At 62.6% G+C, this 13,571-nt stretch carries 11 protein-coding genes; 5 read left to right on the forward strand and 6 right to left on the reverse strand.

Features of this window, described 5'->3' with window-relative positions:
- Positions 1-31: 31 nt before the first annotated feature.
- From QRN13_RS00145 to QRN13_RS00170, 6 genes are all read right to left on the reverse strand, one after another.
- Positions 32-775 carry a Crp/Fnr family transcriptional regulator gene (locus QRN13_RS00145; protein ID WP_284876359.1) on the reverse strand — a complete coding sequence of 248 codons (744 nt, stop codon included), beginning with the start codon at positions 773-775 and terminating at the stop codon, positions 32-34.
- Positions 772-1,035, reverse strand: a complete 264-nt coding sequence (locus QRN13_RS00150; protein WP_055754229.1) for a DUF6894 family protein — start codon at positions 1,033-1,035, stop codon at positions 772-774. The genes QRN13_RS00145 and QRN13_RS00150 overlap by 4 nt, the downstream gene beginning before the upstream one ends.
- Before the next feature lie 69 nt (positions 1,036-1,104).
- Positions 1,105-2,604 carry a phosphomannomutase/phosphoglucomutase gene (locus QRN13_RS00155; protein ID WP_284876360.1) on the reverse strand — a complete coding sequence of 500 codons (1,500 nt, stop codon included), beginning with the start codon at positions 2,602-2,604 and terminating at the stop codon, positions 1,105-1,107.
- Positions 2,605-2,641: 37 nt separating this feature from the next.
- The gene (locus QRN13_RS00160) at positions 2,642-3,727 is read right to left on the reverse strand and encodes a glycosyltransferase family 4 protein (RefSeq protein WP_284876361.1); all 1,086 of its coding nucleotides are present in this window, start codon (positions 3,725-3,727) and stop codon (positions 2,642-2,644) included.
- A 120-nt stretch (positions 3,728-3,847) separates the two neighbouring features.
- A complete protein-coding gene (locus tag QRN13_RS00165; protein WP_284876363.1) occupies positions 3,848-6,067 on the reverse strand; it encodes an AGE family epimerase/isomerase in 2,220 nt (739 codons plus the stop codon).
- Between the two features lie 127 nt (positions 6,068-6,194).
- Entirely contained in the window at positions 6,195-6,656 is a 462-nt protein-coding gene (locus QRN13_RS00170; RefSeq protein WP_039243792.1) for an Lrp/AsnC ligand binding domain-containing protein, read from the reverse strand.
- A 109-nt stretch (positions 6,657-6,765) separates the two neighbouring features.
- On the opposite strand from QRN13_RS00170, the gene putA reads away from it, so the two are divergent.
- The 5 genes from putA to QRN13_RS00195 all read left to right on the forward strand — a co-directional run bounded on the left by putA (position 6,766) and on the right by QRN13_RS00195 (position 13,569).
- A complete protein-coding gene (putA, locus tag QRN13_RS00175; protein ID WP_284876364.1) occupies positions 6,766-9,897 on the forward strand; it encodes a bifunctional proline dehydrogenase/L-glutamate gamma-semialdehyde dehydrogenase PutA in 3,132 nt (1,043 codons plus the stop codon).
- 110 nt (positions 9,898-10,007) lie between these two features.
- The gene (locus QRN13_RS00180; protein ID WP_284876365.1) at positions 10,008-10,784 is read left to right on the forward strand and encodes an ABC transporter permease; all 777 of its coding nucleotides are present in this window, start codon (positions 10,008-10,010) and stop codon (positions 10,782-10,784) included.
- Positions 10,785-10,799: 15 nt separating this feature from the next.
- The gene (locus tag QRN13_RS00185) at positions 10,800-11,993 is read left to right on the forward strand and encodes a KpsE/RkpR family capsule polysaccharide export protein (protein ID WP_284876366.1); all 1,194 of its coding nucleotides are present in this window, start codon (positions 10,800-10,802) and stop codon (positions 11,991-11,993) included.
- Positions 11,990-12,664, forward strand: coding sequence for an ABC transporter ATP-binding protein (locus tag QRN13_RS00190; RefSeq protein ID WP_284876367.1), 675 nt, complete (start codon positions 11,990-11,992; stop codon positions 12,662-12,664). The genes QRN13_RS00185 and QRN13_RS00190 overlap by 4 nt, the downstream gene beginning before the upstream one ends.
- Positions 12,661-13,569 carry a hypothetical protein gene (locus QRN13_RS00195; protein ID WP_284876368.1) on the forward strand — a complete coding sequence of 303 codons (909 nt, stop codon included), beginning with the start codon at positions 12,661-12,663 and terminating at the stop codon, positions 13,567-13,569. The genes QRN13_RS00190 and QRN13_RS00195 overlap by 4 nt, the downstream gene beginning before the upstream one ends.
- The last annotated feature ends 2 nt before the right edge of the window (positions 13,570-13,571 follow it).

A 13,571-nucleotide genomic window follows, 5' to 3' on the forward strand; every position in this document is an offset into this window, starting at 1 on the left:
GCCGTTCGGTGCGATAACATGCGTTAAGTGATCAGACGGGCTCGGATTGCAGGCGCAAATAGGTGGGGTCGAACTCGGCGATCTCGGCCAAGCGACGCCAGTCGAGAATATCGATGCGCCCGCCCGCCCAAGCGACGACCCCCTCGCTGCGAAGCTCGGAAATCAGGCGGCTGACATGGACGGTCGAGAGGCCCAGCGCATCACCCAAGGTCGTTTGCGTCAGCGGGAGTTCGAAGGTCAAATCACCTGTTTGGCCGACGGCCTGGAGGCGCAGGTAAAGCTCGCATACCAGATGCGCCAGATGGCCCAGGCCGCTGCGCCGGCCCATGGCCACCAGCCACTGTCGATGGATGGCGGCGTCGATGATGGTGTCCAGCCAAAGCAGTCGGCCCAGGTGTGGATGTCGCTCGGTGATGTCGATCAAGCCGCTGTGCGGCGCCTCTGCGATCACGCAGTCGGTCAGGGCGACGACGCCGTGATCCATCTGCTTCATCAACAGGCTGTGAAGGTCGATGAAGTCGCCGGACACATTGATTTCCGTGATCTGACGCGACCCGTCCTCCAGCGTGGAGTAACGCGCGGAAAAGCCCGAAATCAGAAGGGTGCTGTGCAGCGGGCGGGTGTGCTCGCGCACGATATCGGATCCGGCGGAGACGGTTTTGGGCGCATCGAGGACCGCGCTCAACGCCTCGATCTCTTCGGCATTGAGCCGGTCCCGAAGCGACAACTTGTCGACCAGCGTGGTGATCTTTGAGACGCCGCCAGGCTTGGTCATCCCGCGTCCCCCGTCAATGTCCAGCCCTCGGGCGCCTGATCGGATGCGGACGCCGTGACGCTGACGACCGTTTGACCCTCGGTGTCCGTGACGATGACGCTGAAGGCGCGGGTCGTCCAAAACGACGCGCCCCGGTAGCGAAGGATTTCGCCCAGCACGGCGACGGCTTCCTCGCGCGCCGCATCAACGCTCCTCAGTTCCTCGCCCTGATCGTCGCGGATGCAATCTCCGTTCTGGGTATGGAAAAAGTAACGCGGCAATCTTCCCTCCTGGCCTCAGCCGAAAGGGAAGCGGTCACGGGCGCGATTGGTTCAGTCCGCTGTGATCTTTCAGATTTCCTGATTGAAGGCGCCGATTTCAGGATAGGCGGCCAGGCGCGGTTTGATCTCCTTGCGGAACAGGTCGCGCATATCGTCTTCGGACCGCATGCTCTCGACCACCACGACCAACTCCGGCTTGTTGGACGAGGCGCGGACCAGGACCCATGAGCCGTCGTCCAAGTGCACGCGCACGCCGTTGACGGTGATGGCCTCGACGATCTTGCGGCCCAGGATTTCGCCGCCGGCTGCGGCCAGATCGGAGTATTCCTTCACGATCCGCTCCAGCACGCCGTATTTCAGCTCGTCGTCGCAGTGGGGCGACATGGTCAGGCTGGTCCAGGCGTCCGGCAGGGCGGTCTTCAGTTCACTGAGTTTCTTGTCCGGATTGCGATCCAGCATGGCCAGCACGGCCCCGGCCGCGACCAGACCGTCGTCGTAGCCGTGGCCAAGATCGCCGGCCATGAAGAAGTGGCCCGACTTCTCAAATCCGGCCAGGGCGCTTAGTTCGGCGGTCTTGCGCTTGATGTAGGAGTGGCCCGTCTTCCAGTAGACGACTTCGGCGCCGTTCGCCTTCAGGATTTCGTCGGTCTTGTAGAGGCCGGTCGACTTCACATCGACCACAAAGGTGCTGTCCGGATAGACCTTGGACAGGTCGCGGGCCAGCATCAGGCCGATCTTGTCGGCGAAGATTTCCTCGCCCGTGTCGTCCACCACGCCGCAGCGGTCTCCGTCGCCGTCGAAGCCAAGGGCCAGATCGGCGCCCGTCTCACGGACCCGCTGGGCCATCTGCACCAGCATGGCGTGATCTTCCGGGTTCGGGTTGTATTTCGGGAAGGTATAGTCGAGGTCGGTGTCCATCTCGATCACCTCGACGCCCATCCGGCGCAGGGCGTCAGGAGCGAAGGCGCCGGCGGTGCCGTTTCCGCAGGCGCAAACCACCTTCAGCGGACGCTTGATCTGCACCTTTGAGGCCACGTCGGCGACATAGGTTTCGCGGAAGTCATCGACGCGCACCAGCTTGCCGCCGGGGCGGGCCACGCCTTCACCGTTGAGAACGATCTCTTTCAGTCGGCCCATCTCGTCGGGACCAAAGGTCAGGGGCTTGTTGGCGCCCATCTTCACGCCGGTCCAGCCATTCTCGTTGTGGCTGGCCGTCACCATGGCGACGCAGGGGGCGTCCAGTTCGAATTGGCCGAAATAGGCCATGGGCGACAAGGCCAGGCCCACGTCCAGAACCTCCATCCCGCCTTCCAGCAGCCCGAGGATCAGGGCCTGTTTGACGCTGAGGCTATAGCCGCGGAAGTCATGGCCGGTAACGATCTTCGGCGCGACGCCGATCTCGTGGACATAGGTGGCCAGGCCAAGGCCCAGAGCCTGAATGCCGAGAAGGTTGATCTCTTTCTCCAGGATCCAGCGTGCGTCGTATTCGCGGAAGCCTGTCGGCTTGACCAAGGCCTGGGTTTCGTAAGCAGCCGTGTTGGGCTTTAGGTCCTGACGGGGTTTCATCATGGCTTGTCCTTTGGGGGCGGCTCGACTGGCCCGTCGATCAGGCGGCGGCGCGTTTGCGAATACGGGCGATACGCCGCAGGCGACGCCAGAAGCGTCCACGCTCGGGTTCGGGATAGGGTTGCAGGTTCTCGACGAACTGCTCGGCCGAGGCGCGCCAGCTGAACTTTTCCGCATAAGCGCGCACAGCCTTGCGATCGAGTTCAAGGCACTGCAGGCAGGCGCTCTTGAGGTCCTTGTCGATTGCGCCGGCGTTCGATCCCGGAATGATGTCGATCGGACCGTGAGCCGGATAGGCCGCGACCGGCGTGCCGGCGGCCATGGCTTCCAGAATCACCAGACCGAAGGTGTCGGTCCAGCTGGGGAAGACGAAAACGTCGGCGTCGCGGAAACAGCGGGCCAGGTCGTCGCCGAACTTGGCGCCGAGGAATTTGGCATCCGGATACTTTTCTTCGAGCTCGGCGCGGGCCGGGCCATCGCCCACGACGATCTTGGTGCCGGGCAGGTCGAGTTTCAGGAAGGCCTCGATGTTCTTCTCGACCGCCACACGGCCGACGTTCAGGAAAAAGGGCCGCGGCCAGTCTTTGCCGCCAAGCTCGTCGTATATGCGCTCCAGGTCGGGATTGAACACATCCGTGTCCACGCCCCGCGACCAAGGGGAGACGTTCTTGAAACCATGCTCAACCAGCTCGTCGCGCAGGGTCGGCGTCGCCACCATCAGCCGTCCCGACGGCTTGTGGAACCATTTCATATAGGCGTAGCCGACCTGGACCGGGATCGGGAAACGCGCCGAGACATATTCCGGGAATTTGGTGTGATAGCTGGTCGTGAACGGCAGCTTCCACTCCACGCAGATGCGGCGCGTGGCGATGCCGATCGGTCCCTCGGTTGCGATATGGACGGCCTCGGGTTCGAAGGCGCGCAGCATCTCGCGGATTTCTTCTTCCGCTCCCAGCGCCAGCCGGATTTCCGGATAGGTGGGGCAGGGGATGGTCTTGAACAGACTGGGTTCGATGACCTCGACCTCATCGCCCATGCCGCGACATTCCGCGACGGTGCGCGTCAGGGTGCGGACGACGCCGTTGACCTGGGGTTCCCAGGCGTCGGTGGCCAGAACGATGCGCATTGAGGCGGGCGGACCCTGAGCCGTTGAGTAAGGGGCGAACTTCTAGACGGTTCGAATGACGAAGGCGAGACGGACTTACGATAGCCCGTCAGGCCTTGAAGGGGATCGCTGATGGTCTCGTCAAAACAGATTGAAGGAAGCGGTCTTTTGAGGGGCGATCGCCCCGAAGGTCTCCTTCATCTGAGTGTAGGCGGCCATGATATGGTAGAACGAACTCGCCGGCGCCGGTTCGTCGATGAAACTACCGTTCTCCAACATCTTGTCATGCCATAGGCCCTGCGGCGTCAGATAGCGCCACACAGCCCGCTGTGCGCGTGCGGCCTGATCAAGACATTGAGCACGTCTGACGTCGTCATTGAGCGTTGCCAAAATCAACGACGCCTTCAGCCATTCTGTCTGCGGCCACAGACGAGAGCGCGGACTGTGCACGCTGCCGTCGATATTCAAGGCATCCATCGCAACGCCTCGTTTGGCGTCCACGCCCTTCAGTCCCGACTCGTACAAGCGCCACGCGTCGGCAAGAACCCCCGCGTCTTTCCGGCTGCGGCCATAGCGCGCCAAGAGCCAGGCCCACTCGAACTGATGGCCGGGTTCGATCAAACGCCCGTCTTCGCCAGCGGCCGGCGACCACTCCGCGTCAAAGAACTCACGCAGACTGCCGGTGCCGGCATCGATGAACCGCGTGCGGGCCAGATGCACAATCTGATCGGCAAACGCGCTCCATTCGCGGCCTCCGCCGTTCTCCTCCCAAGCGAGGGCGGCCTCGAATAAATGCATGTGGGCGTTGGACTGATAGGGGTGGCTGCCGGATTCCTGCAGGCCGCCGTGGGCGTCTACCTGCCGCAGCAACTGATCTCGAACCGCCGATGCCTCGACCTCAAGCGCGGGCTGCGCCGTCGCGTTGGAAATACTGGCCAAGGCGAAGATCAAAAAGGCCTGATCATAGATCATCGCCGTTTCGTCCAGCGGCGATCCGTCCGCCGCCAACAGGGTCCGCATCTGCCCATCAAGGCGCTGATAGGCGGTTCGCAGCTGATATAGTCCGGTCTTGACCACCGACTTCCAAGGGCCTCGCCAGCCTTGGCGGCCGGCTTCTGCGTAGACCTGCAACTGGCGCGCCTGAACGCGCGCCCGTCGCGAGGCCGAGATGTGTCGACCGTCCAGCCCTAACACCTCTTCAAAGGCTCCGTTCTCGGCCTGGCCCAGCGTGGACCAGATCGGCAAGGCCGACTGCCTAAGCCACGCTGCAAAACGCGCCGCGCCACCCTCCAGCGATTCCACGGGTTCGGGCGCCGGGAAATCGAGATGTTGCGGTGACAGCTTGCGCAGTCTTTCCACTACCTTTTTGACGTCCTGGCTCTTTTTCAGATCCGTCACCAGAACCGCATCACGTTCCACGATGATTCCGACGTCGCGCAGGCCGATCGCAGCCACCATCACACCGTCGCATGCTCGAAGCAGGCAGCCCTCGGAGTCCTCAAGGATGTGAAGCCCCACATCGCCTTCGCCGGATGCATGGACCGAATCCCATGCGCCCAAGTCGGACCACTCGAAGCGGACCGGCAGAACGGAGGCGCGCGTCGTCTTCTCCATGACGGCGTAGTCGATGGAGATTTTGGGTGCTGCTTTGAACCCGGCCCCTAAGGTCAAGCATGAACCATCGATCTCGGCGCCAGCCACCGCGGTGCGAACGGCTTCGCTTACCGCAGGCGCCCATTCGGCGATTTCCTGACACAGCACGTCGGCGCGGACGATGAAGTTGCCGCTGTTCCAGAGGTAACCCTCCGAAATATAGCGACGCGCAGTCGCCTGATCGGGCTTTTCTACGAAGGCGGATACGGTTGAGAGGTTGGGCCCTGATGGCGCGATGTATCCGTAGGCGGATGAGGGTTCGGTCGGGACGACACCCAGAGTGACGATCCGGCCCTGGGCGGCCGCAGATGCGGCTTTGCCGACGGACTGTCGGAACGCTTCGGCGTCTGGAATGTGATGGTCTGAGGCCACAAAGAGATTGATGGCGTCGGGCGCGCGCTGTGCGGTCCATTCGGCAGCGGCGGCCATGGCCGCCGAAGAATCTCTCCCTTCGGGCTCCAGCAAAATCAAGGCGCTGACGCTAATCTCTTCAAGCTGATCCAGAATAGCGCGCTTGTGGCTGAGACCCCCGACCACAACCAACTCGCCGCCGTTCTGACAAAGCCCTGCCACGCGCGCCACGGTTTCTTGGAACAACGATCGATTGCCGGCCAGCGGAATGAACTGCTTGGGAAGCGAGGGTCTCGAGGCGGGCCACAGCCGCGTTCCGGAACCGCCGCACATGATGACGGGATAGATAGTGGCCATATATCAACGCTGTGATCTGGAAGACGTGTTCCTATCTTAGGTCAGACCGAACTCAGCGTCACCTTTGTTGCCGATCTGGTGGCGGAACGAACCGGCGCATCGCCGCCCCAAAATCTGTAATCAGCGCCTAAAGCGGCAGCACCGTCGTCGATTTGACCTCTTCCAGCACCGCATAGGTGCGGGTTTCTCGCACCCCCGGCATCCGCACCAGAACGTCGCCTAGGAATGCGCGGTAGGCGTCCATGTCGCCGACGCGGGCCTTGATCAGATAGTCGAAGCCGCCGGCGACCATGTGGCACTCCAGCACCTCCGGCTGGCTGCGAACGGCGGCGGCGAAGGCTTCGAAGACGTCGCCGGTGGTGCGGTCCAGCAAGACCTCGACGAAGATCAGCAGGTCCCGGCCGACCTGGGCCGGGTCGATCATGGCGGCGTAGCCGGTGATGATCTTCTTTTCGCGAAGCCGTTTGACCCGTTCGAAACAGGCGGCTGGCGACAGATTGCAGCGTCGCGCCAGTTCGGCGTTGGAGATGCGGGCGTCGGTCTGAAGCACCCGCAGGATGCGGCGGTCGACGGCGTCGATGTCGATCATCGGAAATCATTGCCTTACACCGAACGATCTTCGGCTTGGGTTTGTATCATACGAAGCACCTTCAATGAACTCCGGCATATACGGCTGAAATCCACAGGATTTGTCGCCGATGACCGCTCCCACCTTTATGCCTTCGAGCCTGGCCGCTTGGGACGGTCTGGATACGCACAAGTTCCGCAACGAGCGTGAGGCCGTCGCCGCAAATCTGGCGCGCATGCCCCTGGATTCGACCGAACGGGCGGATGTGGTCGCTGAGGCGACGGCCCTGGTCGAACACGCCCGCCGCAGCCAGAAAAAACAGGGGGTCGTCGAAAGCTTCCTTCAGCAATTCTCGCTTGGGACCCGCGAAGGTCTGGCCCTGATGTGTCTGGCCGAAGCCCTGCTGCGCGTTCCGGACGAGGACACCCGCGATCGCTTGATCGCCGAGAAGATCGGCTCGGCAGACTGGGCCGCCCACCTGGGTCAGTCCGACAGCCTCTTCGTCAACGCCTCGACCTGGGGTCTGATGCTGACCGGCAAGCTGGTCGATGTGGATGACGAGGCGCGCAGCGACCTGCCCGGCTTCCTGAAGCGGATCGCCGGCCGATTGGGCGAGCCGGTCATCCGCCAGGCGGTGGCCACCGCCGTCAAGATCATGGGCGAGCAGTTCGTCGTCGGCCGCACGATCCAGAGCGCGCTCAAACGGTCGAATAAGGAAGGCTGGCTGTGTAGCTTCGACATGCTGGGCGAGGGCGCCCGGACCATGGCCGACGCAGACCGCTACGAGAAAATCTACGCCGACGCCATGGAGGCGGTCGGCAAGACGTCGAAGGGCCAGGGACCGGAGCACGGCCACGGCGTCTCGGTGAAACTGTCGGCCCTGTCGCCCCGCTATGAGGCGACGCATGAGGATGACGTCTGGGCGACCCTTTATCCCCGCATCCTGCGCCTGGCTCAGATCGCGGCCAAATACGACATCAACTATACGATGGACGCCGAGGAGGCGGACCGTCTGACCCTGTCGCTGAAGCTGCTGGACCGGCTGGCGCACGAGCCGTCGCTTGGCGGCTGGACCGGCCTGGGTCTGGCGGTTCAGGCCTATCAGAAGCGCGGTCTGGAGACGATCGAACGCGTCGCCGACCTTGCCCGCCGCTCGGGCCGTCGTCTGATGGTGCGCCTGGTCAAGGGCGCCTATTGGGACACCGAGATCAAGCGCGCCCAGGTGTTCGGCCGCGCCGACTATCCCGTCTATACGACCAAGGCGGCGACCGACCTGAACTATCTGGTCTGCGCCAAGGCCATGATCGAGGCCGCGCCGGCCATCTATTCCCAGTTCGCCAGTCACAACGCCCATACGCTGGCGGCCGTGCGGCGTATTGCGCGTGATCACGGCGTGACGGTCGAGCACCAGCGGCTGCACGGCATGGGCGAGGCGCTTTATGACGCCGCTCAGGAGGCATGGGCCGACGAAACCGTCATTGTCCGCGCCTATGCCCCTGTCGGCGGGCACGAGGAGTTGCTGCCCTATCTGGTGCGGCGCCTGCTTGAAAACGGCGCCAACTCCTCCTTCGTCCACGCCCTGCTGGACGAGCGCGTACCCGCCTCGGCCGTCGCGGCCGATCCCATTTCCCTGGTCGAGCAGGCGCCCGACCGTCACCCCAAGATTCCGGTTCCGAAAGACATGTACGGCGATCGTCAGAACTCCCTCGGCCGCGATTATTCCCAGGCCGCCGACCGTGAAGCCCACGCCAAGGCGCTGGAACTGATCGACCGCGAGAAGTTGACCAGCGGCCCGATCATCGGCGGCAAGCTGCGCGCCGGCGTCGATGCCCAGGCCGTGACCAATCCGTTCGACCGCTCGCAGGTGCTGGGCCACGTCTCGGAAGCTGAGGCGGGTGACATCGACGCCGCCGTCCAGGCCGCCGCCGAGGCTCAGGTCAAATGGGACCGCCAGGGCGGCGCCAAACGCGCCATCGTCCTGCGCGCCATGGCCGATGCACTGGAAGCCGATCTGGACCGGCTGGTCGCCCTGCTCAGCCGCGAGGCGGGCAAGACCTTGAACGACGGCGTCGCCGAGGTGCGCGAGGCCGCCGACTTTTGCCGCTACTACGCCCTGCTTGCGGCACGCGACTTCACCGCCCCCGAGACCCTGAAGGGGCCGACCGGCGAGACCAACCAGCTGTTGCTGCACGGACGCGGCGTCTTCGCCTGCATCTCGCCGTGGAATTTCCCCCTTGCCATCTTCACCGGCCAGATCGCCGCGGCCCTCGCCGCCGGCAACGCCGTGCTGGCCAAGCCCGCTGAACAGACGCCGCTGATCGCCGCCGAGGCCGTACGCCTGTATCACAAGGCCGGTCTGAACCCCAACCTGCTGGCCCTGGTCCCCGGGCGCGGCGAGACGGTCGGCGCAACGCTGGTCACCCATCCGGGCATCGACGGCGTCGCCTTCACCGGCGGCACCGACACGGCCGCCGCCATCAACCGTTCGATCGCCGCCCGCCCCGGCGCCATCATCCCCTTCATCGCCGAGACCGGTGGCCTAAACGGCATGTTCATCGACACCACGGCGCTGAAGGAGCAGGTCATCGACGACGTGATCCAGTCGGCCTTCGGCTCCGCCGGTCAGCGCTGTTCGGCCCTTCGCGTCCTCTATGTGCCCAAGGATTCGGCCGACGCCTTGCTCGAGGGCCTGAAGGGCGCGCTCGCTGTCCAGACCGTCGCAGACCCTGCCGATCCCAAAACCGACATCGGCCCCGTTATCGATCCCGAATCCCGTCGGGCCCTGGAAGCGCACGTCGAGCGCCTGTCGAAGGAAGCGAAGATCGTCGCCCGGGCCACCCTGCCGATGGGCGCCGACAAGGGCGACCTGTTCGCCCCCGCCATCGCCGAAATCCCCACGCCCGACTTCTTGGAGCGTGAGGTCTTCGGCCCCATCCTGCACATCTACCGCTACGCCCCGTCCGACCTGAAGTCGGTCGCCGGCAAGCTGGCCGCGCGCGGCTACGGCCTGACCCTTGGCGTCCACAGCCGCATCGAAGCCTTCGCCGCCGAAGTCGTCGATCTGGTCCCAGCCGGCAACGTCTACGTCAACCGCTCGATCACCGGGGCGGTGGTCGGCGTCCAACCCTTCGGCGGCGAGGGGCTGTCAGGCACGGGCCCTAAGGCGGGTGGTCCCAACAGCCTGATCCGCTATGCGGCGGAGAAGGCGATCAGCGTGAACATCGCCGCGCAGGGCGGAGATCCTGCATTGTTAAACCTGTAGGTTTTGGATCGCCGGAGTTCTTGCTAAGCCTCATGCAAGCCCTATGCTGTAGCGCCAGGGGGCGCGGTCTCGGTCACTCTCCGTTGTCAGATCGTTACGAGTAGGACTGCATGTTTTCCGCCCAAATTCGCCGACAAACAGACATTATCGGCGCATTGATGATGCGGGAGACCACAACGCGGTTCGGCCGCCGGGGGCTTGGGTTCCTTTGGGTTGTGGGTGAGCCCCTTCTGTTTTGTCTTTTCGTTCTCGTGATGTGGTCGCTGCTCAAGCCAGAATACGAGCATGGGATCCGTCTGGGTCCCTTTGTTATGACCGGCTACATGAGCCTTCTTCTGCTGAGGCACCAGATCGGGTTCAGTATGTATGCGCTGCAGGGCAACATCGGACTCCTTTATCACCGGAAAATAAACGTCCTGCATCTTTTCATTGCTCGCAATCTCCTTGAGTTTGCCGGAGCGACTGCGGCGTTTATAGTCGTATACACAATACTCATAATCCTTGGACAGATATCTCTGCCCAAGGATGTATTGCTGCTGTATTCCGGCTGGATTCTTCTGGCTTTCATGGGGTCCGGTGCGGCGACTATCCTTTCGGCGCTTTCGATGAGGTCTGAACTCATGGAGCGCCTGGTGCCGGTTTTGACCTATGCGCTCATTCCGATATCGGGCGCGTTCTTCATGGTCGCGTGGCTGCCGCACAGATTTCGGGAAATGTATCTTCTGGTGCCTTTTCCAAACGCTGTCGAGATGATACGCGCCGGCGTCTTCGGCGAATTCACGGCGACCTATTACCACCCTCTCTATGCCGTCACCTGTGCGGCGATCATGAATTTGGTCGGGCTTTTGCTGCTTGCCGCCTCCAAAAATCATGTTGATATCGAGTAAGATCGGCTGGCCACTGTGAAGGACGAACTTTCAATGAATACAAGGGCGTCGCTGACTTATGTCGAGCCTCCGCCGTCACCGCGCGGATCAGCGGCCGACCGCGTTGTCCAAAAGTTGAAGTCGGCTTGGCCGTTTCTGCTTGTCGTGGCGGCGCCGACCTTGGTGGCCGCGATCTATTTTCTGCTGATCGCCTCGCCGCGCTATGTGTCCGAGGCACAATTCGTGGTGCGCGCGCCCAACGCAAGCCAGCAACCGTCCGCGCTTGGCGTGGCGCTGCAGGGAGTCGGCATTCAAACGGCCCAAGGCGATGCTTTCGCCGTTCACGAATACATCCGATCCAGAGACGCGCTGAATGAGCTGCAGCGTAGTTTTAACATCGCCGACATGCTGGGGCGTCGAGGGGGCGACCCATTCTCGCGGTACCCTAGGCCTTGGGAAGGGCGGAGCGAAGAAGGCCTGTACGAGGGGCTGCAGCGCTTTGTCGTGGTCGGCTACGACTCGACCACTGGCATCAGTACGCTCCGCGTTGAGGCGTTCAGCGCGGCCGATGCGCAAAAGATCGCCGAAGGCCTGCTTCAAGGCGGCGAGCGGTTGGTCAACCGCATGAATGTGAGAGCGGCGCGGGACACTCTGCTTCATGCTCGCAACGCTCTGGAAACAGCACGCGAAAAGAGCGCCGAAGCCCAAGCCGCCTTGAGGAATTTCCGCAACCAGGAGAACTTCCTGGATCCGGAACTCTCGGCGAAGGAAAGCGCCGATGTGATCGTGAACCTGCGCCGCGCTGTGGCGGATCTGCAGGCGCAGCGTGAGCAGATCGCCGCCGGCGCTCCCAGCAGTCCCCAGTTGTCGGCGCTTGACGCCCGCATCAAGGCCTACAACGACCAGATCGCTTCCGAACGGACCAAGGTGGCCAATCGATCGGGAGGAGAGTCTCTAGCGTCGAAATCGGCGATCTATCAGCAGCTCACGCTCCGGCAGGAGCTGGCGGACAAGGAACTCGCCCAAGCCACCGCGACCCTCATCAGCGCCGAACAGGATGCTCAACGGCAAAAGCTGTACCTAGAGCGCATCGTCAATCCCAACTCGCCTGACGAATCAACGCAGCCAAAGCGCTTGTTGTCTATCCTGGCTGTGTTCGCCTCGATGATGGTCGTCTATGGGATAGGTTGGCTGGCATGGGCTGGATTGCGGGAGCATGCTCAAGGATGAACGCGCATGCAGGCGAGCCCGGGCTCGTCGTTCGTGATCTGGGCGTATCCTATCGCGAAGCCAAGGCGCCGACATTCACCGGAATAAACTTTGAACTCGGTCGCTCCGGCCGGCTGGCCTTGCTGGGGCGAAACGGCCAAGGAAAATCCACCTTAATTCGTTTGCTAGGGGGGATTCTGCCGCCGACCGAAGGGCGAATCGATTGGCGCATGTCATCGTCATGGCCGATCGGCTTCGGAGGCGGCTTTCAAGGCAGTTTGTCCGGGCTCGACAACGTGCGGTTCATTTCGCGCATCTATGGCCGCGAGTACGCCGAAGTCCTCGACAAGGTCGAGGACTTTGCGGAACTCGGGCGCGCCTTGTCGTCGCCTGTGAAGACATATTCCTCAGGCATGCGGGCCCGTCTGGCCTTCGGTCTTTCGTTGGCCATTGAGTTCGACTGCTATCTGATCGACGAACTGGTGGCAGTGGGCGACGCGCGATTTCAACGGAAGTGTCAGGAAGAGCTGTTCGAGCGCCGCTCGGATCGCGCCTTCATCATGGCTTCGCACGAAACCGGCCTGATCGCTTCTCACTGCGACCGAGCGCTCATTATTGAAAGTTGCAAGGCAAAGGTCTTCGACGATGTTGAAGAGGCGCTTGAAATCTATCGTTGGTTGAGGGCGTCATGAGGCAACAGCAGGCTGCGACAGAACCGACAGGCGATCCCCTGAACCGACCGGAGCGCGTCTACGCAAAATACTGCGTGATCCTGGCCATGACCCGTCCGGACCCTCGGTGGATCGAGGCCATCGAGACGTCGATCAAAGGACTCGGACTAAACTTGGTCAGGCATCGAAGCGGAGAGAGGCTGAACCTCGACAACGGCGATACGACTGTGGTCGTCGTGGAGGATTTGAAAAGTCTCGATGATCTGGGAATTCACGAGTTCGTCGTCATCGCGTCCGATCTGCCGCCCTTTGTCGGAGCGGGTGAAAAGCCGTCGGAACCGGAGGCGCTGAACAGGCTCTCGGAGCTGTTGGCCTGGTGCGGCGCCTTGCCGGCCTCACAGACCACTTTCTATTCGCGGGCCGACGCCATTGAAGGAAGGCGGGAGATTTCGACGCCGGGCGGCCTTCGGCTCACGGCTCCCGACTTGGGAGCTGAACCTGACGGGCCTTTGAACATGTACCGGACAGGCAAGCCGGAAATCGGTCAGGGCGCAGACTGGCCGCCCGAAATCTTCGTCTATGGGCGAAAAAAGGCAGGTGAGCGCGGCTTCGAGATCGACTTGACTGGGCCGCCCGGGCTTATCGTCTCCGGCCCCCATCTGTATCTGCCGCCCGGATGTTGGGAAGTAAAGGCCCAGCTGATTCTTGACGAGGGCGCCACTCGTCGGAAGTATCGGATCGAATGGGGTGGGCTGGAACAGTTCGAGAGTCTGGATTTCTATCCGGAAAAGGTCGGCGTCTATGCGCTGGTGATGCAGCACGACTTCGCCAACGTGGACTTCGCGGAACTCAGGATCGTGCTGTTGGACAGTACGATTGACGGGATGATCGCCTTTTCTGGCGCAAAGGTCGGGCGGATCGCCTAGCG

Origin of the sequence: Brevundimonas sp. MEB006b (genome assembly GCF_030209705.1) — a bacterium.
Classification (GTDB): Bacteria; Pseudomonadota; Alphaproteobacteria; order Caulobacterales; family Caulobacteraceae; genus Brevundimonas.